This window comes from Pseudomonas sp. LW8, assembly GCF_041956865.1.
Lineage (GTDB): Bacteria > Pseudomonadota > Gammaproteobacteria > Pseudomonadales > Pseudomonadaceae > Aquipseudomonas > Aquipseudomonas siliginis.
Genome location: NZ_CP168138.1, coordinates 356,990 through 381,194 on the forward strand (window position 1 = coordinate 356,990; position 24,205 = coordinate 381,194).

17 protein-coding genes and 2 pseudogenes are annotated in these 24,205 nt (G+C 60.7%); 8 read left to right on the plus strand and 11 right to left on the minus strand.

Going from position 1 to position 24,205, the window contains the following annotated elements; genetic code table 11:
• Positions 1–8 precede the first annotated feature (8 nt).
• The 3 genes from AB9L16_RS01810 to AB9L16_RS01820 are packed head-to-tail and all read right to left on the minus strand — an operon-like array spanning position 9 to position 1,775.
• Positions 9–284 carry a phosphopantetheine-binding protein gene (locus AB9L16_RS01810; RefSeq protein WP_039756723.1) on the minus strand — a complete coding sequence of 92 codons (276 nt, stop codon included), beginning with the start codon at positions 282–284 and terminating at the stop codon, positions 9–11.
• The gene (locus tag AB9L16_RS01815; protein WP_041477597.1) at positions 262–1,074 is read right to left on the minus strand and encodes a 1-acyl-sn-glycerol-3-phosphate acyltransferase; all 813 of its coding nucleotides are present in this window, start codon (positions 1,072–1,074) and stop codon (positions 262–264) included. Before AB9L16_RS01815 ends, AB9L16_RS01810 begins: the two co-directional genes overlap by 23 nt.
• A complete protein-coding gene (locus AB9L16_RS01820) occupies positions 1,050–1,775 on the minus strand; it encodes a beta-ketoacyl synthase chain length factor (RefSeq protein ID WP_041477598.1) in 726 nt (241 codons plus the stop codon). The genes AB9L16_RS01815 and AB9L16_RS01820 overlap by 25 nt, the downstream gene beginning before the upstream one ends.
• 356 nt (positions 1,776–2,131) lie before the next feature.
• Between AB9L16_RS01820 and AB9L16_RS01825 the strand changes: the two genes are divergently transcribed.
• Positions 2,132–2,902 carry a ParA family protein gene (locus AB9L16_RS01825; RefSeq protein ID WP_056787407.1) on the plus strand — a complete coding sequence of 257 codons (771 nt, stop codon included), beginning with the start codon at positions 2,132–2,134 and terminating at the stop codon, positions 2,900–2,902.
• Positions 2,903–3,034: 132 nt separating this feature from the next.
• Here the strand turns inward: AB9L16_RS01825 and trxC are convergent, their stop codons facing one another.
• Positions 3,035–3,469 (minus strand): thioredoxin TrxC, encoded by a 435-nt coding sequence (gene trxC, locus AB9L16_RS01830; protein ID WP_375123019.1) that lies wholly within the window; start codon positions 3,467–3,469, stop codon positions 3,035–3,037.
• A gap of 236 nt (positions 3,470–3,705) precedes the next feature.
• On the opposite strand from trxC, the gene AB9L16_RS01835 reads away from it, so the two are divergent.
• Complete coding sequence (locus tag AB9L16_RS01835; RefSeq protein WP_008077592.1) at positions 3,706–3,975, plus strand: hypothetical protein; 270 nt, start codon at positions 3,706–3,708, stop codon at positions 3,973–3,975.
• Positions 3,975–4,337, plus strand: a complete 363-nt coding sequence (locus AB9L16_RS01840; RefSeq protein WP_056787412.1) for a type II toxin-antitoxin system PemK/MazF family toxin — start codon at positions 3,975–3,977, stop codon at positions 4,335–4,337. Before AB9L16_RS01835 ends, AB9L16_RS01840 begins: the two co-directional genes overlap by 1 nt.
• 5 nt (positions 4,338–4,342) lie before the next feature.
• Here AB9L16_RS01840 and selO read toward each other — a convergent pair whose 3' ends face one another.
• The 5 genes and pseudogenes from selO to AB9L16_RS01865 form a co-directional block, all read right to left on the minus strand.
• Positions 4,343–5,806 (minus strand): protein adenylyltransferase SelO, encoded by a 1,464-nt coding sequence (gene selO / locus AB9L16_RS01845; protein WP_375123020.1) that lies wholly within the window; start codon positions 5,804–5,806, stop codon positions 4,343–4,345.
• 48 nt (positions 5,807–5,854) lie between these two features.
• The gene (mscK, locus tag AB9L16_RS01850) at positions 5,855–9,208 is read right to left on the minus strand and encodes a mechanosensitive channel MscK (protein WP_095181005.1); all 3,354 of its coding nucleotides are present in this window, start codon (positions 9,206–9,208) and stop codon (positions 5,855–5,857) included.
• 34 nt (positions 9,209–9,242) lie between these two features.
• Positions 9,243–10,985, minus strand: coding sequence for a potassium/proton antiporter (locus AB9L16_RS01855; protein ID WP_056787420.1), 1,743 nt, complete (start codon positions 10,983–10,985; stop codon positions 9,243–9,245).
• A 314-nt stretch (positions 10,986–11,299) separates the two neighbouring features.
• Positions 11,300–12,172 carry a methyl-accepting chemotaxis protein gene (locus AB9L16_RS01860; RefSeq protein ID WP_370695130.1) on the minus strand — a complete coding sequence of 291 codons (873 nt, stop codon included), beginning with the start codon at positions 12,170–12,172 and terminating at the stop codon, positions 11,300–11,302.
• Between the two features lie 30 nt (positions 12,173–12,202).
• A pseudogene (locus tag AB9L16_RS01865) lies at positions 12,203–12,925 on the minus strand (MCP four helix bundle domain-containing protein); the annotation flags it as partial.
• A gap of 277 nt (positions 12,926–13,202) precedes the next feature.
• Here AB9L16_RS01865 and AB9L16_RS01870 point away from each other — a divergent pair.
• The 4 genes and pseudogenes from AB9L16_RS01870 (at position 13,203) to AB9L16_RS01885 (ending at position 15,769) form a co-directional block, all read left to right on the plus strand.
• Positions 13,203–13,433, plus strand: coding sequence for a hypothetical protein (locus AB9L16_RS01870; protein ID WP_122508526.1), 231 nt, complete (start codon positions 13,203–13,205; stop codon positions 13,431–13,433).
• Positions 13,430–13,732, plus strand: a complete 303-nt coding sequence (locus tag AB9L16_RS01875) for a cell division protein ZapA (protein ID WP_039756738.1) — start codon at positions 13,430–13,432, stop codon at positions 13,730–13,732. The genes AB9L16_RS01870 and AB9L16_RS01875 overlap by 4 nt, the downstream gene beginning before the upstream one ends.
• 144 nt (positions 13,733–13,876) lie before the next feature.
• A pseudogene (locus AB9L16_RS01880) lies at positions 13,877–14,902 on the plus strand (cache domain-containing protein); the annotation flags it as partial.
• A gap of 135 nt (positions 14,903–15,037) precedes the next feature.
• Complete coding sequence (locus AB9L16_RS01885; protein ID WP_375123750.1) at positions 15,038–15,769, plus strand: methyl-accepting chemotaxis protein; 732 nt, start codon at positions 15,038–15,040, stop codon at positions 15,767–15,769.
• A gap of 201 nt (positions 15,770–15,970) precedes the next feature.
• On the opposite strand, the gene AB9L16_RS01890 is transcribed toward AB9L16_RS01885, so the two are convergent.
• Together AB9L16_RS01890 and putA are read right to left on the minus strand one after the other, a co-directional pair.
• A complete protein-coding gene (locus AB9L16_RS01890; RefSeq protein ID WP_375123021.1) occupies positions 15,971–17,773 on the minus strand; it encodes an acyl-CoA dehydrogenase in 1,803 nt (600 codons plus the stop codon).
• 312 nt (positions 17,774–18,085) lie between these two features.
• Complete coding sequence (gene putA, locus AB9L16_RS01895; RefSeq protein WP_375123022.1) at positions 18,086–22,039, minus strand: trifunctional transcriptional regulator/proline dehydrogenase/L-glutamate gamma-semialdehyde dehydrogenase; 3,954 nt, start codon at positions 22,037–22,039, stop codon at positions 18,086–18,088.
• Positions 22,040–22,497: 458 nt separating this feature from the next.
• Here putA and putP point away from each other — a divergent pair, with 458 nt between their 5' ends.
• Positions 22,498–23,982 carry a sodium/proline symporter PutP gene (putP, locus tag AB9L16_RS01900; RefSeq protein WP_150638076.1) on the plus strand — a complete coding sequence of 495 codons (1,485 nt, stop codon included), beginning with the start codon at positions 22,498–22,500 and terminating at the stop codon, positions 23,980–23,982.
• Positions 23,983–24,205 lie beyond the last annotated feature (223 nt).

Consider the following 24,205-nt stretch of genomic DNA (forward strand, 5'->3'; position numbering starts at 1 on the left):
GTCCGGTCTCAAGCTGCCTGTTTTGCCGTGACGAATGCCGCAAGGCTGGCCACGTTGGTGAAATGGTTGCGGGTGTCCTTGGCATCGGCGTCGATCTTGATGCCGTATTTTTTCTGGATCGCCAGGCCCAGTTCCAGCGCGTCCACGGAGTCCAGGCCGAGGCCTTCGCCGAACAATGTCTGCTCGTCGCCGATGTCCTCGGGGCTGATGTCTTCCAGGCCCAAGGCGTCGATGATCAGCAGTTTGATGTCACGCACCAGGCTAGCGGTGTTCAGTTCGCTCATCTGCGGCGAGCTCCTTAATGAAATAGTCATGCAAATAATCGTTGAGCTTGCGCGAAGCCTGCGGTGCGGGGCCTTGCGCGGCGAAGGTCTGTGGGTCTATATCGGCCCCCACGCGAAAACTGAAGTGCACGCGGCGATGGGGGATGCGATACCACGGCTCGGCTTTGGTCAGGGTGGTCGGGCTGACCTTGATGATCACCGGGGTAACGATTTTCGCACCGCGCAGGGCAATTGCCGCCGCCCCCCGATGAAAGGCCGGCGCCTGCCCCGGCTGTGTGCGGGTGCCTTCGGGGAAAATGATCAGGGTCTGGCCGTCCTGCAATGACTGCGCGGCGGCGTCGAGCATGTCCATGCTGCCGTCGTTGCTGATGTACTCGGTGCGGCGCAGCGGGCCACGGGTGAACGGGTTTTCCCAGAGGGTTTTTTTCACCACGCAATTGGCGTGGCGCACCAGACCGATGAGAAACACCACATCAATCAGCGACGGGTGGTTGGCAATGATCATCTGCCCCGGTCGGCCAAGGCGCTCGGCACCCTCGATGTCGTAGGTGAGCACGCCGGTGCGGGCCATGAAACGCACGAAAAACCAGAACAAGCGACTGACCGTACGCCGCGCGCGCAGGCGATGGACCAGCGCGTCACCGGGCAGGCAGCCGAGCAGCGGAAATACCAGCAGGCGCAGACACAGCCCGCCGAGCCCGAACAAGGCGAAGCTCGCAGCAGTGGCCAGCAGGCGCCAGTAGTAGGCGTCGCGGTGTTTGGCGGTCACGGGTTGCGATGCCAGGTCCATACACGATTTTTCCACGCATGTTGGCAGTCAGGTTGCTGGCCGAGCAGGGTTCGCAGCAGGTTGAGCGCGTGCGGCCAGTGCGCCTTTGACCGGGTTTCGGTGCTGCTGTTCAGGGTCAGCCGCCAGTCGGTACCGGGCGTGAGCAACAAGCCCAGCGCATAAGGGAACGGCACATCATCGACCCACTGCGAATACGCCTCGGGCGGCTGCTCTTCGGTGATCACCAGCAGCACCGCCGGGGCGCCTTCATCAAGCAGTGCCGCCGCTTCGAGCATGCCGTGTTCGAGGCCGTCGCCAGCAGCGGCGAGGGCGGTCATTTCGCTGGTTTCACCGCGCATGATCGACCACAAACCGATGATCGCGTTATGCACCGACAGGCTGAATTGGGTCGGCGACAAGGGCTGCTCGGTGGCCAGATCGCGGAGGATTTCAAACGTGCGGGGGGTTTCGCCGTGCCGCGAGACGAACACCAGCGGCAGATTGTCCCGCCCGTCGGCCAGCGGCCAGCCAACGCTGAAGGCCATCCGCGCCAGGCGGCTGAGGCGGCGGCGCTGCATGGCCGGCAGAAACGACACATCGGGCGCGGCATCACTGCTCTGCAGCACGACCGGTTGTCGGCTCCAGGCCTGCCAGGCGTCCACGCTGTCGAGCCCCGGGGCCCACGCGCGCCATTGGGCGATGTTGAAGTTGATCACGGACATTCATCCCGCCCCTGCGGGCTTTCGTTGACGCGTTGAGTCGCCAGCGCCGCAGCAGGCTTGGCTTGGCGCAGGGCGCCGGGTGGCGCGCATTATCCCGGTGCGACGGGTGTGTAGCAAATGTTGGTTACATTTTGCCCAACAAAATGTACCGAGCGGTTCGCTGTATGGCTATCACTTGGCCATTATCCAGATTTGACGCGGCGTGTCTGTCAGGTGTCTCCGTAATGGCTGGCGGTTTTTTCCATGCCTGGGCGTCGATTTTTACACCTGACGACGTAGTCCATGTCGGTGAAGGTAGCGAAGCGCGGTCACCGCCAACTACACTCGGTCATTCTTTGATACACGGAGGTTTGGTCATGCGGCGCGTGGTGTTCAATCAGAAAGGTGGCGTGGGCAAATCCAGCATCGCCTGCAATCTGGCGGCGGTCAGCGCCAGCGAGGGTTATCGCACGTTGTTGGTCGACCTCGATGCCCAGGCCAATTCCACTCAGTATCTGACCGGGCTCACCGGTGATGACATTCCGATGGGCATCGCCGATTTCTTCAAACAGACCCTGTCGTCCGGGCCGTTCTCGAAAAAGAATCAGGCGGACATCTATGAAACGCCGTTCGACAACCTGCACATCATTACTGCCACCGCCGAGCTGGCTGACCTGCAGCCCAAGCTCGAGGCGAAACACAAGATCAACAAGCTGCGCAAGTTGCTCGACGAATTGTCCGAGGATTACGACCGGATTTATCTGGATACCCCGCCGGCACTGAATTTCTACGCGGTATCGGCGCTGATTGCCGCAGATCGAGTGTTGATCCCCTTTGACTGCGACAGCTTTTCACGTCAGGCCCTGTATGGGCTGATCGCCGAGATCGAAGAGTTGAAGGATGACCACAACGAAGGATTGGAAGTCGAAGGCATCGTGGTCAATCAGTTTCAGGCGCGGGCCAGCCTGCCGCAGCAGATGCTCGATGAGTTGATCGCCGAAGGCTTGCCGGTATTACCGGTGTACCTGAGCAGTTCGGTGCGCATGCGCGAGTCGCACCAGGCCAGCATGCCGCTGATCCACCTCGACCCACGGCACAAGCTCACGCAGCAATTCGTCGAATTGCACAATTTGCTGGAAGGCCACTGATTTTCCGACTCACACGCAAATCTCCTGTGGGAGCGAGCCTGCTCGCGAAGAGGCCGGCACATTCAACATCAGCGTTGAATGATCGGCCGCCTTCGCGAGCAGGCTCGCTCCCACAGGGGGATCTGTGGTGGGTCAGATGCCTTGGCTACGCAGCCACGCCATCAACTGCGGCAATGGCAACGCACCGCTCTGCCGCGCCACTTCCCTGCCGTTTTTAAACATAATCAGACTCGGAATTGAGCGAATCCCCAACTGCGCCGACAACTGCTGATTCGCTTCGCTGTCGAGCTTGGCCAGCCGACACTTGCCCGCCAACTGCGCCGCAGCCTGTTCGAACACCGGCGCAAACGATTTGCACGGCCCGCACCAGTCCGCCCAGACATCCACCAGTAACGGCAGATCGCCCTTGATCTGACTGGCGTAATCGCCTTGCTTGAGTTCGAAAGGCTTGCTCAGCAGTACCGCAGATTTGCAGCGTCCGCACTTGGGTTGATCGGCGAGACGCTCGGCTGGAATGCGGTTGACGCCATTGCAGGAGGGGCAGGGGATGAGGAGTGGGGTGGTCATGATTGGTTCTCTGATAGGCAGTCTATAGAACTGATTTGGAGTCGATCTGCCAACTTATCAATGTCGCAACTGCTCACATTTTTCTCAAAACAGTTCCGGGATCGATGGCTAGTCTGAAGACCAATTCGGCGTTTTACGCTTGTCGTGAGGAGATCGCTTTGTCTTTATCCGCGTGCTACTTTTGTTGCACTAATCCAGGAATCGATGATTCCTATGCATCAAATCGGAGCGACATAATGTCCGTAACTTCCAAGATACGCCGCCAAGGTGGCGCTGCCGTCATTACGATTCCGCCCACGCTTTTAAAGTTGTTGCATCTGGAGGTTGGCGCACAGCTAGAGCTGAATGTGGTCGATGGCGAACTGATTGCTCGTCCAGCCGTAGCCGCTACGCGTAAGCGTTATAGTTTGTCAGAGCTACTCGAAGGCGCAGAAGAATTGCAGAAACTTAACGCCCAGACTAGCGAGACCCTTGAAGGTGATTCTGTCGGCCGGGAGCTGGGTTGATGGTGCGCCGACAGCCCCCTCAGCGGGGTGACGTTTACTGGATTGATCCAAACCCAGTGGCGGGGCGGGAGATGATGAACAGACATCGCTTTGTGGTGATCACGCCCAGAGAGATCAACGCATTGGGCGTGAGCATGACGGTGCCTGTTACTAGCGGTGGGAATTTCAGCCGGTATATGGGTTTGGCGGTCGCCATTACTGGCCACGAAACCAATGGTGTAGCGGTGTGTAATCAGGTTCGCAGTTTTGACATAGAACAACGGGTACGAGACGGCACGGCCAAATTCATCGAGCGACTGGATGACGTGACAATGTCTGACATCGTCGACCGTGTAATCAGTGCAATCGACCCGCTAAGCTGAAGCGCCTACGAAGAACAACTGATCTCCAAATGCTTTCCCCACTCCGGTGGCCGCTCGGCGTAACCCTCCATCCCCGGCTGCTCCTCAAACGGTTTGCTCAGCACCGCATGCAATCGGCGCACCTCGGAATAGTCGCCTTGCTCGGCCGCATCGATGGCTTTTTGCGCAAGGTAATTGCGCAAGATGTACAGCGGATTGACTGCATGCATCCGTGCGCGGCGTTGTGCCTGATCGGCATTGCCGTCGCGGCCGACGCGGGCGACGTAGCGTTCGCCCCAGGCATCGAAACCTTTGATATCGACAAAATCGTCGCGCAGGCGGGCGATGGCCTGTTCGGCTGACTCTTCACCGAGGCGGCGGAAAAACAGCGTGTAGTCGACGCCGCTGTTCTGCATCAGTTGCAGCAGGTTTTCCAGCAGTTGCTGGTCCTCCTCCTCGGCGGTGGTGAAGCCGAAGCGACGGCGCATCAGGTCGAGGTAGTGCGCCTGGAACAGCGGCAGGTACAAGCCGAGGGTTTCACGCAGGGCCTCGACGCTGATGAACGGCGTCAGTGCCTGGGCGAGGGCGCTGAGGTTCCACTGCCCCACCGGCACCTGATTGCTGAACGAGTAGCGGCCCTGATCGTCGGAGTGGTTGCAGATGAAATGCGCGTCGAAGTCATCGAGGAAGGCGAACGGGCCGAAGTCGAAGGTGATGCCGAGGATCGACATGTTGTCGGTGTTCATCACGCCGTGGCAGAAGCCATAAGCCTGCCACTTGGCGATCAGCTCGGCGTTGCGCTCAACGATTTCGCGAAACATCGCCAGATACGGTTCCGGTTGTTCGAGGCATTCGGGAAAGTGCATCGCCAGCACATGCTCGCCAAGCTGTTTCTGCTGCTCGGGGCGCTTGGTGTAGTAGAAATATTCGAAGTGGCCGAAGCGGATATGGCTCGGCGCCAGACGCAGCACCATCGCCGCGCGTTCCTGTTTTTCCCGCCAGACCGGCGTGTCGGAGTCGATCACGCAGGCTGCCCGCGAAGATGGAATGTTCAGCGCAAACAGCGCCTCGGAGGCGAGAAACTCGCGAATCGATGAGCGCAGCACCGCGCGGCCATCGCCCATGCGTGAAAACGGCGTCTGCCCGGCGCCTTTGAGGTGCAAGTCCCAATGCTCGCCAGCGTTGTTGTACACCTCACCCAGCAGCAGGCCGCGCCCGTCACCCAGTTGCGGGGTATAACCGCCGAACTGATGCCCGGAATACACCATCGCCCGTGGCTCGGCATCGGCCCACAGCTTGTGGCCGCCAAACAGTTGCGCAAATTCTTCGGTTTCGGCGCTGGCCGGATCAAGATCCAACAGAGCCAGGGCGGCCGGGCTGGCGACCACCAGACGCGGATTGTCGATCGGCTCGGGCAGCACGTGCGCGGAGAACGCGTCGCCCAGGCGGGCAAAGCGGTTGTCGAAAGTCAGTTCGTCGAGGGCTTTCACGGGCCGGCTCCAGCAGAATGTCCGAGCATTCTGCTGGGACCATGTCGGTTAGTCGAGTTTGCTCGGTGGCGGTTCCGGCAAAGGTTTCTGCCCGTCGACGATCGGCACGATGGTTTTGTTCTCGGGTTCCACAGGCACCATCTTGTATTCCTGACCGTGGAGGTTCTTCAGATAAACCTCCATCTGCCGGAACGAGATGTTGATGTGCTGCTTCTTGAACTCGCGATTGATGAAGCGGTTGACCTCATCCAGCACCGGGTTGCGGTCACCGAGATCGCGCACATGCATGCGCAGTTCGTGGTCGAGGGTGCTTTCGCCGAAGTTGAGGAAGTACACGTGTGGCTCAGGTTCTTTGAGCACGCGCGGGTTCTCCCGAGCCGCTTTGAGCAGCAACTCCTTGACCAGATCCAGATCCGAGCCGTAGTCGACGCCGAGTTTCAGCGTGACGCGGGTGATGGTGTCGGTCAGCGACCAGTTGATCAGTTGCCCGGTGATGAACGTTTTGTTCGGGACAATGATGTCCTTGCGGTCGAAGTCGGTGATGGTTGTGGCGCGGATGCGGATCTTGCTCACCGTGCCCGACAGGTTGCCGATGGTGATGGTGTCGCCGATCCGCACCGGGCGTTCGAAGAGGATCATGATGCCGGAGATGAAGTTGGCGAAGATCTCCTGCATACCGAAACCGAGGCCCACCGACAGCGCTGCCACCAGCCATTGCAACTTGTCCCAACTGACGCCGAGGGTCGACAGGGTGGTGACAAAACCAACGCCGGCAATCACGTAGGACAGCAGCGTCGTTGTCGCATAAGCGCTGCCCTGGGCCAGATTGAGTTTGGACAGCACGAACACTTCGAGCAGGCCGGGCAAGTTGCGCGCCAGAGCGAAGGTGATACCGATGATGATCAGCGCGCCGAGCATGTCGCCGATGCTGATCGGCACCATGCTCATGTTGGCGCCGGTGCCGCTGGTGTATTCGTAAAGGGTGATGTTGTCCAGATACGAGAACACCGAAATCAGGTCCGACCAGACCCAGTACAGCGCCGCGATGAAACCGCCGAGCAGGGCCAGGCGGATCAGACGCAGGGACTGTTCGTTGACCTTTTCGATGTCCAGGGTCGGCTCTTCGATCACCGCTTCGCCGTCGCCAGCTTCTTTTGCCGCCTGCCGTTTGGCCAGCGCGCGCTGGTAAGCCAGACGCCGCGCGGCAACGCTCAGGCCCCGTACGAAAGTGGCCTCGATCACTAGCCAGAACATCAGCAGGTACAGGGTGTTGATCAAACGGTCGCTGAGTTTCAGCGCGGTGTAGTAGTAGCCGAAACACACCGCAACAAACAGGGCGATCGGCAGCAGGGTGAACATCACTCCGACGGCTTTGCGGAACAGCGAAGCGTTCTGGTGCGTCGGGCTGCTGATCAGCAGGCGACTGAGCAGCCATGCCATCAAGGCGTAGCAGGTCAGCACCACCGGCATGCCGAGCACGTCATCGGCCAGCGCCGCCGGTTGCAACTCGGCGACGGCCACCACGGCCACCAGCGCCATGACCACAAGGCCCAATCGACGTACCCAGCCCTGAAGGAACTCGACCTGCGGTTTTTCCCAGCGGAAGTGCAATTCCGCCACGCCACCCGGCGCGAGAATCCGGTACGCGGTGTAGAACACCAGCCAGGCCTGGCCCATCTGCAACAGCGCCGCGCCCATGTTGGCGTTCTGCCCGCGCGCGTCGATCTGCAGGGCCAGACCGCACAGCGCCAGACCCAGCGCCACCGGCATTGCCAACAGGATGTTGATCAGAATCGCCTGCGGCGTGTGCCACTGGCTGTCGCGCTTGAAGTGGCCGATGTCCTGGTGAACCTTGTTGAGTCGTCCGTACAGCGCTTTGCGTCGCCACAACAGGGCGCCGATCAGCAGCGCCAATGGCAGGAACAGCAAGGGACGCTGGGTCAGGCCGTCAGTCAGTTCGCTCAGACTCGACGCCCAGGGCAGGGTGTTGACCTGTCGCTCGAGACGCTCGGGCACGCCGCGCATCCATTCCACGTCCAGCGGCTTGTTGCTGGGGATCCAGAACATCTGTTCGTCGAGGGTCGCGCGCAGGCTTTGCGCGGTGCTCAGCAATTGTTTCTGGTTGAGCTGCAGGGTGATCGATTCATTGAGCATCGCGCTCAACTCGCGGTTCAGCCGCTCGAGCAGATCAGCGCGTGTGTTGGCCAGATCGAGCAGGCTTTTGCGCAGTTGCGGGGTGACCTGCTCTGGCGGCTGGGTGGCCAGCAAATTGTCGACGTAGGTCGCCGGATTGCTCAACAGCTCCCGCTGCTGGCTGACATCGAACTGATACAGGCGAATATCGGCAATCTGGTCGGCGAGGTCGCGGTCGACCTTCAAGTGCGGCAGCGCCTGCTTCTGTTTGTAGAGAATTTTCGACAGCAACAGGCTGCCCTTGAGCACGCTGATCTGTTCGTCCAGTGCCGAATCGCTCTGGGTCAGGGTGTCGAGTTGCTGTTTGGTCTGCAGGTTCTGCTGCGTGACTTCGTTGAGACGGTCGGTGCTCTTGAGCAAATAGTCGGAAAGCTTGAGGTTGGTCGCGCTCTCGCTCGCCAGCAGGCTGCTGCCGCCGGCCTTCTGCGCTTCGATCGATTGCTGGGTAACGGTTTCCTGCGACTGCGCCAGACGTTTCTGGTTAATCAGGGTTTGCAGTTCCTGGATCTCGCGGTCGAGGCGGTCGGATTTCTCCGAGAGCAAATCGTGCTGGGCATTGCCCAGATCCTGCAACTGGGTGTTGCCGGCCAGTTCCTGGCGGCGCAGCGGAATCAGCGCATTGAGTGCGGCCAGTTCGGCGTTCAACTGGTCGCGCTGTTCGGCGGTGACCGTTTTGCCCGTGTCCTTGCCGGATTTGAGGATGGTGTTGATCTGCTGGATGCGCGTCTGGCTGGCGGAAATCTCCGCCTGCGCACGCTCGGGGCGAGTCTGCGCGGTGATGATCAGACTGTTGGCTTCGGCCAGGGCTTTTTGCAGATCGCTTTGCTGGGTCGAGCGATCGGTGAGGATCTGCTCCAGTTGCTGGATCGACTCTTTCGGAAAACGTTGCGCTACCGGCACCGGTGCAGTGGCCTTGAGGCGGCTCAGTTCGCGGGTGTTTTCAATCGTCTGCTTCGGCGCGTTGGCCAGCTGACGCTTGAGATCGATCAGCTTCTGCTCGTAATCACGCTGGTTGTTCAGCTGGTTGAGGGTGTTCTGCAGGACGGTCTGCAGGGTCTTCTTGTCGGCGTCCGGCAGTTTGCTGTCAGCCAGCTTGTCGAGGCTGGCCTGCACGGCATCGCTGGACGGTGGTTCGGCAGCATGCAGCGGGCCGACGACAAGACTGAGGCCCAGCAGGGCCGCGGCGAAAAAGGAGCGCAGGGTAGGCATAGAGACCGGTCAAGCAAGTGAGAGTGGAAGCAGTTTAGAGGAAGAGTCCGGGGCCCGGGCGACTTCCTTCGGGGAATCTGACGCCCACTTTGCCGATCTTGTTCCCGTCCATGACCGCAACCGTCCAGTGGGTGTTGTTCCACTCCACCTGGTCGCCGACGATGGGGGCGCCCCCGACTTTTTGCGCGATGAACACGCCCAGGGTCATGTCCGGATCGATGCCTTCGGCCGGCAAGCCATACAGCGCTGCAACCGCTTTAAGCTGGGCGTCTCCTTCAAGCACGAAGTCGCCGAAGAAGCGCAGATCGAGGCCACGTTGCGGCGCCTGGCTGAACAGTTTGCCGAGGGCCGACAAGTTGTGTTCATGGCCAATAACACACAGCAAATCATCGACTTCCAGCACCGTACTACCCGACGGATGGAGCAGTTGCTGGCCACGAAACAGCGCCGCGATGCGTGTGCCTTCGGGCATTTTCAGCTCACGCAGGGGCGAACCGATGCACCATTTCTCCGCGCCGAGCTTGTAAACGAACAGTTCCCACTCGCTGGTGACGTGCACTTCCAGTGCCGCCCGGGATATCGGCGCGGGTTCTGGCGGAACGGTCACCTTGAGCAATTTGGCCACCCACGGCAGGCTCGTGCCCTGCACCAGCAGCGACACCAACACGATGAAGAACGCGAGATTAAAGTAGAGCTGCGCTTGCGGCAGGCCGGCCATCAGCGGGAACACCGCGAGAATGATCGGCACCGCGCCGCGCAGGCCGACCCAGGAAATAAAGGCTTTTTCACGACCATGGAAAGCCTTGAACGGCAGCAGGCCGACCATCACCGACAGCGGCCGCGCGAACAGGATCATCCACAGCGCCAGACCGAGGGCGGGCAGGGCGATCGGCAGCAGATCGTGGGGCGTGACCAGCAGGCCCAGCACGAGGAACATGCCGATCTGCGCCAGCCAGGCCATACCGTCGAGCATGTGCAGAATGCCGTGGCGGCTACGCACCGGGCGGTTGCCGATCACCAGACCGCACAGGTACACGGCGAGAAAACCACTGCCGTGCAAGGCGTTGGTCAGCGCGAACACCACCAGACCGCCAGCGATGATCAGAATCGGATAGAGCCCGGCCGCGAGATTGATGCGGTTGACCAGTTGCAGCATCACCCAGCCGCCGCCCAGACCGATCACACCACCGATGCCGAACTCGCGGATCAGGTGGGTCAGCAGGCTCCAGTGCAGGCCGGTTTCGCCGCTGGCGAGCATGTCGATCAGGGTCACGGTGAGGAACACCGCCATCGGGTCGTTGCTGCCGGATTCGATTTCCAGACTGGCGCTGACCCGTTCGTTGAGGCCTTTACCGCCGAGCAGCGAGAACACCGCAGCGGCGTCGGTCGAACCGACGATGGCGCCGATCAGCAGGCCCTGAATCAGATTGAGGTCGAACAGCCACGCAGCGGCCATGCCGGTCAGCCCGGTGGTGATCAACACCCCGACCGTGGCCAGCGACAGCGCCGGCCACAAGGCCACGCGGAAACTCGACACCCGCGTACGCAAGCCGCCGTCGAGCAGGATCACTGCCAGGGCGAGGTTGCCGACCAGATAGGCCGTCGGGTAGTTATCGAAAATGATCCCGCCACCATCGACCCCGGCAGCCATGCCGACCGCGAGAATGATGACCAGAATCGGAATGCCGAGACGTGAAGAAAGAGAACTGACAAGAATGCTTGCGCCTACCAGCAACGCGCCGATCAAGAACAGGCTGTTGATGGTCGTCGCATTCAAAGGCAGTACTCCAGAAGCGTAAAGACGGGGGCACAAACTGACCATGCAGTCTGCGTGCCAGCGATTCTAACCTGTTGAAATGTGATGCTGTCAAAAAGGTTTTCAGGGTGCATCAGGTTTTGCGGCAGGCGGAGGATTGCGGCCCTCACCCTAGCCCTCTCCCGGAGGGAGAGGGGACTGACCGAGGTGTTTGTGCAGGTTACACCGACTTGCAATATCGAGCCGAACTCAAAATCTGAAAGGCCCTCAATCAGCTCCCTTTCCCCCTCGCCCCCTTGGGGGAGAGGGCTGGGGTGAGGGGGTAGCCTTTGATCTTAGAGGCTGAACCGCCCAACCATGTTGTTCAAATCCAGCGCCAGGCGCGACAGCTCATTGCTCGCCGCGCTGGTCTGATTGGCGCCGGTTGCCGACTGCACCGACAGATCGCGGATATTGACCAGGTTGCGATCGACTTCCCGCGCCACCTGCGCCTGCTCTTCGGCAGCGCTGGCGATGACCAGGTTGCGCTCGTTGATTTCGACGATGGCGCTGTTGATCGTGTCCAGCGACATCCCGGCGCCACGGGCGATGTTGAGCGTCGACTCGGCGCGCTCGGTGCTGTTGCGCATCGAATCCACGGCATGCTCGGTGCCGCTCTGGATGCTGCCGATCATGCGCTCGATTTCGCTGGTCGACTGCTGGGTGCGATGGGCCAGTGCGCGCACTTCGTCCGCCACCACGGCAAAACCACGACCGGCCTCACCGGCACGGGCCGCTTCGATCGCTGCGTTCAATGCCAGCAGGTTGGTCTGGTCGGCGAGGCCACGGATCACGTCGAGCACCTTGCCGATGTCGCGGGATTCATTGGCCAGGTCGCCGATCAGCGACGCGGTGCTCTGCACATCGGCGCTCATGCGTTCGATGGCGCTGACGGTTTCCTGCACCAGATCACGACCGTCGCCCGCCGAAGTGGTGGCGTTTTTCGAGGCTTCCGAAGTGCTGACCGCGTTGCGCGCGACTTCTTCGACAGCGCTGGTCATCTCATTGACCGCAGTGGCGGCCTGCTCGATTTCGTTGTTCTGCTGGGTCAAGCCGCGCGCACTTTCGTCGGTGACGCTGTTCAGCTCTTCCGCAGCAGACGCAAGCTGTGTGGCCGAACCGGAGATGCGCTGCAGGGTGTCGCGCAGCTTCGATTGCATCTTCGCCATCGCCGCCAGCAAGCGCCCGGCTTCATCTTCGCCATCGACATGGATCGGCTGGGTCAGGTTGCCTTCGGCGATGGTTTCCGCCGCCTCCAGTGCCTTGGAAATCGGCTTGGTAATGCTCACGGTCAGCAACCAGGCGAACAGCAGGGTCAGGCCGCTGGCGATCACCAGCAAGGTCACCACCAGATTGAACGACATCGAATACTGATCCTTCGCGCCCTGGTCGGTTTCGGCGATCTGCTGGGTGTTGATCTCCAGCAAGCGCGCCAGCGCGGTATTCACCGCTTCCGAATTGCTCAGCAAATCGCTGTTGAGCATCTGCCGCAACTCGTCGATCTGATTGTTGCGCGACAGGGTTTTCATCCGCTCTTCGAGCTGACGGTACTGCGCCAGCAATTGCACGTACTGATCGTACGCCGCACGTTCCTGCGGGCCTTCGATCAGTGGCTCGTATGCGCGTTGCGCATCGGCGATCTGGCGATTGCGCAGGTCGAACAGTTCGATGGTTTTCTGCTGCACGTCGGGTTCGCGGTTGATCAGCAAACGATAGGAGAGCACGCGCAGGCGCAGGGTCAGTTGGGTGAATTCGTCCAGAGCCTTGATCGACGGCACGCTGGCGGTAGCGATGTCTTCGCCGGCCGCGCGGATCTTGCTCATCTGGTTCAGCGCAAACACGCCGAGGATCAACATCAGGCCGCCGATCAGGGCGAAGCCGGTGAACGCCCGGGGGGCGATGTTCATATTGCGAAGGGACATGGGCGGATACCGAAAAGGGCCGCATCCATGCGGGCTGAGACTGCTGTATGGGTGACTTATCGGTCATACGACTAAAGTCTTGAGGTGGTGTGCGTATTTGTCGCAGACAGGCTTGAGCGACGAAGTGCAGGAACCAGATCGACCAATCACAGTCTTTTAAACTCGCGAGAAGCTTCGCCACCCAGGAAAATCAAGGCCTTGCGCCGGTTTAACCCTGGCATCCGTGGTGACTTTTCTTTATCGTACGCGCCCTTTGAAAAACGCTTGGAAGATCAAAATGTTGGAAGCATCCCTCAGCCAATTGGAACAGCTCGTCAGCGACCTGGTGCAACAGAACCAGACCTTGCTGCAGACCAACCAGACCCTGTCCACGGAACTGGCCCAGGCCAAGGATGAAAACGAAAGCCTGCAACTGAACCTGATGGAGCAGGAAGAAAAACACGGCGCCACCGCCGCGCGCATCCAGGCGCTGGTTGATCGCGTCAATGCCGGTCCTGTCAGCGCATGAACCACGGCACAGCAGGGGTAAAAGTCATCTCCATTCTCGGCGAGGACTATTCGATCAAGGCACCGGCCGGGGAAGAACAGACCCTGCTGGACGCGGCGATGATGCTCAAGGCAGCGCTGGAAGACACCAAGCGCAAATACCCGACGCTGATCGGCGACCGTTTGCTGGTGCTGGCGGCGATGAATCTGTGCTCGCAGCAGATCGAAATGAAGAAGCAGCACAAAGAAGAACTCGAGCGTTATCAAGAGCAAGTCAGCGCCACGGTCGAGACGATTGCCAAGACCATCAGTCAGGGCTGATGGGGTTGCGCACAACCAGGGAATAGATTGTCGGTTGGTTTGTATACAATCGGCACGGCCGTTGCAGTGTTTCGGCCACTTATTCCTTGGGGGTGCTCCATGCAGTGGTGGCGACGCAGTATTCAGTGGCAGTTGATTCTCGGCATGGGCGCGGCCCTGCTGATCAGCATCGTGATTGTGGTTGGCATTTATACCCTGGTGGTCAACCGCCTCGCCCAGAGCTATCTGGTCGAACAAGCGCTGCCGTCGAGCATTGAAGCGACGCGCAACGATATCGAACGCATCCTCGTGCAACCGCTCACCGCCGCCAAGGACATCGCCAGCAACACCATGGTGCGTGACTGGCTGGCGACAGGCGAGGACAGCAGCAAAACCGCGCTCTTTGCGCAGTATCTGGAAGGCATCCGCGCCGAACACAAGGCCTTCACTGCGCTGATCATCGGCATCGAATCCAATCACTACATCACCGAAAAAGGCCTCGATCGCACCCTCAGTCGCGCGAAACCGGCCGACGCCTGGTTCTATTCCTTTCTCGACAGCAATCAGCCGCGCACGCTCAATATCGACAACGACGGCGCCACTGGCGAGCTGGCCCTGTTCATCGATCTGAAGGTCGAGCAGGCCGGCAAAGTTGTCGGTGTCGCCGGGCTTGGGCTGAGCATGAAAGAGCTGTCGGAGCTGATTCACAACTTCAATTTCGGCGAGCGCGGCAAGGTCTATCTCGTGCGCTCCGACGGTCTGATTCAGGTCCATCCTGAGGCGCAGTTCAGCGGCAAACGCACCTTGACCGAGCAGATCGGTGCCAACGCGGCGCAAGCGCTGATGGGGCACAAGGACGCGGTCAACAGCAGCTTCCAGCGCGACGGTGAAGACTTCCTCGCCTTCAGCCTGCCGCTGCGCGATCTCGGCTGGACCCTGGTGGCCGAAGTGCCGCAGTCGCAGATCTACGCCGAAGCACGGAAAGCGATGTGGATGAGCGGCGGCATCGGTCTGGTGGTGGCGCTGGTCTGCCTGGCGTTGGTGGTGTGGCTGGCGCAGGGGCTGGTGCGACCGATTCGACAAGTAACACGGGCGCTGGTGGCCATCGGTAGCGGTGGTGGAGATTTGACCCACCGGTTAGATTCCAGCCGTGCCGATGAGCTGGGCGACCTGGCGCGCGGCTTCAACCGTTTCCTCGACAGCCAGCGCGCAATGATCGGTGAAGTGCTGACCACCAGCGAGCGCCTGCGCACAGCCGTAGGGCAAGTGGCTACGGTGGTGGACAACACCGCCGAGCGTTCGGGCCGGCAGCAGGAAATGACCGACATGGTTGCCACCGCCGTCCACGAAATGGGCCTGACCGTGCAGGAAATCGCGCAGAACGCTGGCAACGCCGCGCTTGCCTCGCAAACCGCGCGCGATGAGGCGTTACAGGCACGGGAAGTGGTCGGTGGCTCGATCCGTCATATCGAAAGCATGTCCGATGAGATCGGCTTAGCGGCGGGCGCAGTGGGTGAGCTGGCGCAGCAAGTGGCGTCGATCGATTCGGTGCTGGCGGTGATTCGTGGCGTTTCCGAACAGACCAATCTGCTCGCACTCAACGCCGCCATCGAAGCCGCCCGCGCTGGCGACATGGGCCGTGGCTTCGCGGTGGTCGCCGATGAAGTGCGCACCCTCGCGCGCAGGACCCAGGCCTCGACCGACGAAATTCAATTGATGATCGGCAGCCTCAAGCAAGGCGCGGAAAACGCCGTGTCATCGATGCGCACCGGTCAGGCTGCAACCGGGACCGGGGTTGAATCGAGCCAGCGTACCGGCGCGTCACTGACGGCGATCACCGGTCAGGTCGAGCGCATCAGCGATATGAACCATCAGGTGGCGACGGCAACCGAAGAGCAGTCCGCGGTGACTGAAGAGATCAACCGCAACGTGCAGGGGATTTCCGATCTGGCGCGGGCGACGGCGGGGGAGGTTCGTGCGTGTCGTGAGGATTGTCAGATGTTGCAGCGGCTGGCGGATGATCTGGCGCGGCAGATGGGTGGGTTCAAACTGAGTTGAGTATCAGACCTGAAAAGCCCCTCACCCTAGCCCTCTCCCGGAGGGAGAGGGGACTGACCGAGGCGTCTATCGCTATACGTCGACCTGAAAACACCAGTCGATTATGGATCCGGCAAGGCCCTTTCAGGTCGGCGTACTTCTTGAATATCCCCCATTCGGCCCCCTCTCCCTCCGGGAGAGGGCTGGGGTGAGGGTAGCGTTTCAGAACCACGCGTCCTGCATCCCCAGACACGTATCATCCCGCGCCTCCAGCAAGTCCAGCTCATGCTGGCAACCTGGCACTTCCCATGTCAGGAAATACCGCGCCGCCTGCAACTTGCCCTTATAGAAGTCGACATCCGCCGCATTCCCTTTGGCCAGGCCTTCCTCGGCGCGGATCGCCTGCTCCAGCCAGCGCCAGCCGATCACTGCGTGGCCGAACACTTTCAGGTACAGCGCCGAGTTCGCCAGGCTGCTGTTGACCTTGCCTTGGGCCAGATCGGTGAGCAGGCCGATGGTCACGGTTTGCAGGCGGGCAACGAGTTTTTCCAGCGGTTCGCGCAGTGCATCCAGCGAGTCGTATGCAGTAGCGCGTTCGGCCGTGTTGGCGATCAATCGAATCAGCTGCTTGAGACCGGCGCCACCGTTCTGCGCCAGTTTGCGCCCGAGCAAATCCAGAGACTGGATGCCGTGGGTGCCTTCGTGGATCGGGTTCAAGCGGTTGTCGCGGTAGTACTGCTCCACCGGGTACTCACGGGTGTAGCCGTGGCCGCCAAGAATCTGGATCGCCAGTTCGTTGGCTTTGAGGCAGAACTCCGAAGGCCAGGATTTGACGATGGGCGTCAGCAGGTCCAGCAGCTCATGAGCCTGTTTGCGTTCGGCTTCGGTTTCCAGCGTGGTGGTGTCATCGAACAACCGCGCGGCGTACAGGCCGAGGTCAAACGCACCTTCGACGTAGGATTTCTGCGTCAGCAGCATGCGTCTGACGTCCGCGTGCTGAATGATCGCCACCGGCGCAGTGGTCGGATCCTTGCTGTCCGGCACCCGGCCCTGCGGCCGCTCACGCGCATATTCCAGTGAATACAGGTAACCGGCATAGCCGAGCATCACCGCGCCCATGCCGACGCCGATTCGCGCTTCGTTCATCATCTGGAACATGTAGCTCAAACCATGGTGCGGTTTGCCCACCAGATAGCCGACGCACTCGCCGTTATCGCCGAAGTTCAGCGCCGTCGATGTGGTGCCGCGCCAGCCCATCTTGTGGAACAAGCCGGCGAGCAGCACGTCGTTGCGCTGGCCGAGGCTGCCGTCGTCGTTGACCAGAAACTTCGGCACGATAAACAGCGAAATACCTTTCACCCCCGGCGGTGCGTCCGGCAGTTTGGCGAGCACCATGTGTACGATGTTTTCCGACAGCGGATGATCGCCGCCGGAAATGAAGATCTTGTTGCCCTTCAGGCGATAGGTGCCGTCGGACGCAGGCTCGGCGCGGGTACGAATGTCCGACAGCGATGAACCGGCATGGGGCTCGGTCAGGGCCATGGTGCCGAAGAAACGTCCGTCGATCATCGGTTGCAGGAAGCGCTGTTTCTGCTCTTCGCTGCCAAAGCTCTCGATCAGATTGGCCGCGCCCATGGTCAGGAACGGGTACGACGTCGACGCTGCGTTGGCGGACTGAAAGTGCGCGAAGCAGGCTTGCGACAGCAGGGTCGGCAATTGCATTCCGCCGGCGTCGAAACTGCGCGCTGCGTTAAGGAATCCGGCCTCAAGGAAGGCATCCACCGCCGGTTTCACTTCAGGAATCAGGATCGCCTTACCATCCTCGTAGCGCGGCTCGTTCTCGTCGCCCTTGCGGTTGTGCGGGGCGAAATACTTCTCGGCGATATTGCGCGCGGTGCCGATGGCGGCGTCGAAGGTCTCGCGATTGTGCTCGGCAAAGCGCTCGCGCCGGGTCAGGCCCTCGGCATCGAGGACTTCGTACAGCTCGAAAGCCAGATTGCGGGAACTGAGCAGCGTCTCGGACATGGCGGCCTACCTGGAAATTGGGGTTGGGCCGAGTCTAAGTCGGTGGAATAGAGGCTGGATAGGATGATTGATGAGAGTGATGCAGAAGCAAAAGATCGCAGCCTTCGGCAGCTCCTACATTTGGAATGCGTTTCCCTGTAGGAGCTGCCGAAGGCTGCGATCTTTTGATCTTCTGTGGAAGCGAGCCTGCTCGCGAAAGCGGTGGGTCAGGCAACATTGATGTCGACTGAAACGCCGTCTTCGCGAGCAGGCTCGCTCCCACAGAGTATTGCGTACCAGGCGACCATTGCGGTCGCCTGGATTTACAGCGGTTTAACCGATCGTCATCAAGCTGGCGTTACCCCCCGCCGCAGCGGTGTTCACGCTCAATGCACGCTCGATCACCAGGCGCTCCAGGGCAATGTTGGTCTCGCCTTGGGACAGTCCCTGAACGCCAACGATCGCGCCGCCACGCTGGGCGATCTGCTGGCAGACGCCGCGCAACTGGTCGGAGTGGCCGTGATGCAGCACGGCATCGAACACCACTTCGTCCTTGTTCCAGTCGGCAACGCGTTTGATCCGCGCCTGGACTTCCTTCGGCAGACGGGCGAATAGCGTCTTGGTCAGCTCGGTTTCCGGCCACACTGCCGAACCGCCAACCGCCAGCACCGCCGCCAGTTGCGTCAGCAGATCACCTTCAACTTCTGCCAGGCACAGCACGTGTTCGCGCGGCAGGATCGCGTAGCTGTTTTTCTCGCCGGTCGGGCCAGCCAGCACGCGGGTAATGCCGCTCTGCGATTGCGCTGCGTATTGCACGCACAGGGTGCTCAGATCGGCGAACTTGTTGTTGTCGGCCCAGGCTTTCAGAGCGTTCAACGATTGGCTCATGGCATCGCGCAAACGCACGTCCGGGGCGACGATGGCGTCACCGCGAGCGAAGGATTGCTCGATGGCGTCGCTAGGACGCGTCGACAGCAAACGGTACAGATACAGCGGGCCGCCGGCTTTCGGGCCAGTACCCGACAGGCCTTCGCCGCCGAATGGCTGCACGCCGACCACGGCACCGACGATGTTGCGGTTGACGTAGACGTTACCGGCGTTGACGTTGTCGATCACCTTGGCGATGGTCTCGTCGATGCGCGTGTGCACGCCCAGCGTCAGGCCGTAACCGGAGGCGTTGATCTGACCGATCAGTTGATCCAGCTCTTTGCGCTTGTAGCGCACCACGTGCAGTACCGGGCCGAAGATCTCGCGTTGCAGTTCGTCGAAGCTTTCCAGCTCGATCAGGGTCGGCATGACGAAGGTGCCGCGCTTGATCTCTTCGCTGTCGGCAATCGCAACCTGGTAAACATTGCGACCTTTGTCGCGCATGCCCTGGATGTGCTTGTCGATGCCGGCCTTGGCTTCGGCGTCGATCACCGGACCGATGTCCACGGACAGACGCTCGGGGTTGCCGAGACGGCTTTCGGCCATGGCACCCTTGAGCATTTCGATGACGCGATCGGCGGAATCTTCCTGCAGGCACAGCACGCGCAACGCCGAGCAGCGCTGACCGGCGCTGTCGAAGGCCGACGACACTACGTCGATCACGACTTGTTCAGTCAAAGCCGAGGAATCGACGATCATCGCGTTCTGGCCACCGGTTTCGGCGATCAGCGGAATCGGACGGCCCTGGCTGTCGAGACGGCCAGCGATGTTGCGTTGCAGCAAGCGCGCGACTTCGGTGGAACCGGTGAACATCACGCCTTTGACGCGCTCGTCACCGACCAGACCGGCGCCGACGGTTTCACCGCGACCCGGCAGCAGTTGCAGCACGCCTTCCGGGATGCCGGCTTCGAGCATCAGGCGCACAGCCTGAGCCGCTACCAGCGGAGTCTGCTCGGCCGGTTTGGCCAGTACCGGGTTACCGGCGGCCAATGCCGCAGCGACCTGGCCGCTGAAGATTGCCAGCGGGAAGTTCCACGGGCTGATGCACACCACCGGGCCGAGTGGGCGGTGGGCGTCGTTGCTGAAATCGTTGCGCGCCTGCACCGCGTAATAACGCAGGAAGTCGACGGCTTCGCGGACTTCGGCGATGGCGTTGGCGTAGGTCTTGCCGGCTTCGCGAGCCAGCAGGCCCATCAGCGGCTGGATCTCGCCTTCCATCAGGTCAGCGGCACGTTCCAGGATCGCAGCACGTTCGGCCGGCGGGGTGGCCTGCCAGATCGGCGCGGCGTTCAGCGCGCATTGAATGGCGTTGTCGACGTCTTCGACGGTCGCTTCTTGAACGTGACCGACCACATCGCGGTGATCGGACGGGTTCAGCACGGCGACCGGCGTTTCGTTGCTGGACGCGCAACCGAGCATCGGCGCGGCTTTCCAGTCGTTGTGCGCGGTGGCGAGCAGGGCGCAGGACAGCGAGGCCAGACGATGTTCGTTGGCCATGTCGATGCCGCTCGAGTTGGCGCGCTCGGCACCGTACAGGTCACGCGGCAGCGGAATGCGCGGGTGCGGCAGGCCGAAACCACCTTCCACGGTGGCCATCTGCTCGATCTGCGCCACCGGATCGGCCACCAGTTCCTGAATCGAAATCGACTGGTCGGCGATACGGTTGACGAACGAAGTGTTGGCGCCGTTTTCCAGCAAACGACGTACGAGGTACGCCAGCAGGGTTTCGTGGGTGCCGACCGGTGCGTACACGCGGCATGGACGGTTCAGCTTGCCTTCGGCAACCTTGCCGACAACCTGCTCGTAGAGCGGTTCGCCCATGCCGTGCAGGCACTGGAATTCGTACTGGCCCGGGTAATAGTTCTGACCGGCGATGTGGTAGATCGCCGACAGGGTGTGGGCGTTGTGCGTGGCGAATTGCGGGTAGATGACTTCCGGTACCGACAGCAGTTTGCGTGCGCAAGCAATGTAGGAAACGTCGGTGTACACCTTGCGGGTGTAGACCGGATAGCCTTCCAGGCCTTCAACCTGGGCGCGCTTGATTTCGCTGTCCCAGTACGCGCCTTTTACCAGGCGGATCATCAGGCGATGGCGGCTGCGGCGGGCCAGATCGATCACGTAGTCGATCACGTACGGGCAACGCTTCTGGTAAGCCTGGATGACGAAACCGATGCCGTTCCAGCCAGTCAGTTGCGGCTCGAAGCACAGACGTTCGAGCAGATCCAGCGACAGCTCGAGGCGGTCGGCTTCTTCGGCGTCGATGTTCAGGCCGATGTCGTATTGCTTGGCCAGCAGGGTCAGCGACAGCAGGCGCGGGTACAGCTCGTCCATCACGCGCTCGTACTGCGCACGGCTGTAGCGCGGGTGCAGCGCCGAGAGCTTGATGGAGATGCCCGGGCCTTCATAAATTCCACGACCGTGGGACGCTTTGCCGATCGAGTGGATCGCTTGTTCGTACGAGGCCAGGTATTTTTGCGCGTCGACTTCAGTGAGTGCCGCTTCACCGAGCATGTCGTAGGAGTAACGGAAGCCTTTGGCTTCGAACTTGCTCGCATTGGCCAGTGCTTCGGCGATGGTTTCGCCGGTAACGAACTGCTCGCCCATCAGGCGCATGGCCATGTCGACGCCCTTGCGGATCATCGGCTCGCCGCTCTTGCCGATGATGCGGCTCAGCGACGAAGTCAGGCCGGCTTCGTTGTGGGTGGAGACCAGTTTGCCAGTCAGCAGCAGACCCCAGGTCGCAGCGTTGACGAACAGCGAAGGGCTGTTGCCCAGGTGCGGATGCCAGTTGCCGGTGCTGATCTTGTCGCGGATCAGCGCATCGCGGGTGCCTTTGTCCGGGATGCGCAGCAGCGCTTCGGCCAGGCACATCAGCGCCACGCCTTCCTGGGACGACAGGGAAAATTCCTGCAGCAGGCCCTGAACAATGCCCGCACGACCGCCGGCACTCTTCTGGTTACGCAGTTTTTCCGCGATGGTCGCCGCGAGCTTGTTGGTGGCTTCGGCCATCGGGGCCGGCAGGCGTGCCTGCTCGATCAGCATTGGCACCACTTCCGGCTCAGGACGGCGGTAAGCAGCGGTGATGGAAGCGCGCAGCACCGATTGCGGCAGGATGCTTTCAGCGAATTCGAGGAAGCATTGGTGAGCGTGATCGGTCTGCACTTCGCCTGCGTCATCGGCGTCTTTGGCGGTCAAACCGTTCAACTCGGTCAGGGTTGCACCACCCTCGAGTTTTTCCAGGTAATTGAAAATTGCCTGCTTGATCAGCCAGTGCGGCGTGCGATCAATCGAGGTTGCGGCAGCCTTCAGGCGCTCGCGGGTCGGGTCATCGAGTTTGACCCCAAGGGTGGTGGTAGCCATATTTTTATCCTCATGGTTGCCACAGTTGCGTGGCATCAGCTGGCCGCAAGATTAGCCTTGCGCTGAATGAGGTGCAACCGGGTGCAACCCTTTTTTTGCCGGAATAATACGCAGCTCGTCAGGAAATAATTTCTGGTACGAAAGTGCTGCTCCTGCTTGGTGCTTTTACTTCTAGTAAAGAGGCGTGACTGCCACAAAAGGGAGCAAAAACGGGGTGATCGTCGATTAATTCGACTGGGTGCAACTAATTCTCGCGAAACTGGTTGCACCTTATTTGCTTTGTTGCATAGCATTCGCCGCCAAGGTGCAACCGGGAATAACCCGGTGTACCGGCTGATGGCTTTCCTGGGGAAACATCAGTCTTAAATGCGCGGGATCCCGGATCGTCTGCCAAACGTCGTCGTTTGCGAGCGGTTCACCACCGCCGCTACATAAAAACAAAGCCAGGGCGTAACTCAATGAGCGTAAGCAATCCAACCCTGATCACGTTCGTGATCTACATCGCAGCAATGGTGCTGATCGGCTTCATGGCCTATCGCTCCACCAATAACCTTTCCGACTATATTCTCGGCGGTCGCAGCCTCGGCAGCGTCGTCACCGCGCTGTCTGCCGGTGCCTCCGACATGAGCGGCTGGTTGCTGATGGGCCTGCCGGGCGCCATCTACATGTCCGGTCTGTCCGAAAGCTGGATCGCCATCGGCCTGATCGTCGGTGCCTACCTGAACTGGCTGTTCGTCGCCGGCCGTCTGCGGGTGCAGACCGAGCACAACGGCGATGCACTGACTCTGCCGGACTACTTCTCCAGCCGTTTCGAAGATAAAAGCGGCTTGCTGCGGATTATCTCGGCGGTGGTGATTCTGGTGTTCTTCACCATCTACTGCGCTTCCGGCATCGTCGCCGGTGCGCGTCTGTTCGAAAGCACCTTTGGCATGTCCTACGAGACGGCGCTGTGGGCCGGTGCTGCGGCGACCATTGCTTACACCTTCGTCGGCGGTTTTCTCGCGGTGAGCTGGACCGACACCGTACAAGCGACCCTGATGATCTTCGCGCTGATCCTTACGCCGATCATCGTCCTGCTGGCCACCGGCGGCGTCGACACCACGTTCCTGGCCATCGAAGCGCAGGATCCGAGCAACTTCGACATGCTCAAAGGCACCACCTTCATTGGCATCATCTCGCTGATGGGTTGGGGTCTGGGCTACTTCGGCCAGCCGCACATCCTCGCGCGTTTCATGGCGGCGGATTCGGTGAAGTCGATCGCCAAGGCGCGTCGCATTTCCATGGCCTGGATGATCCTGTGCCTGGGCGGCACCGTGGCGGTGGGCTTCTTCGGTATCGCTTACTTCTCGGCGCACCCGGAAGTGGCCGGTCCGGTCACCGAGAACCCGGAGCGCGTGTTCATCGAACTGGCGAAAATCCTCTTCAACCCATGGGTTGCCGGTGTGCTGCTGTCGGCCATTCTGGCTGCGGTAATGAGCACCCTGAGCTGCCAGTTGCTGGTGTGCTCAAGCGCCCTGACCGAAGACTTCTACAAGACCTTTCTGCGCAAGTCCGCCTCCCAGCTTGAGCTGGTCTGGGTCGGTCGTGCCATGGTGCTGCTGGTAGCCTTGATTGCCATCGCGATGGCTGCCAACCCGGAAAACCGCGTACTGGGTCTGGTGTCCTACGCCTGGGCCGGTTTCGGTGCTGCGTTCGGTCCGGTGGTGCTGATCTCGGTCGTCTGGAAAGACATGACCCGCAACGGCGCACTGGCCGGTATTCTGGTCGGCGCAATCACCGTGGTGGTCTGGAAGCATTTCGAACTGCTGGGTCTGTACGAAATCATTCCTGGCTTCATCTTCGCCAGCCTGGCCATCTACTTTGTCAGCAAGGCGGGTGAACCGACTCGCGGCATGGTTGAGCGTTTCGAGGCAGCGGAAAAAGACTTCCATCTGAACAAGTGATGGACTGAGCTTCGGCTCACATGAAAACGGCCCGCTTCCTACCGGAGGCGGGCCGTTTTTTATGGCCTGTGATTTCTCGAATCCTGTGGAAATCCATTGTGGGAGCGAGCCTGCTCGCGAATGCGATTGATCATTCAATGAATGTATCGACTGACATGCCGCTTTCGCGAGCAGGCTCGCTCCCACAGGGTGGGTGGCAGGTTTGATTGAATTGTCTGTAGTC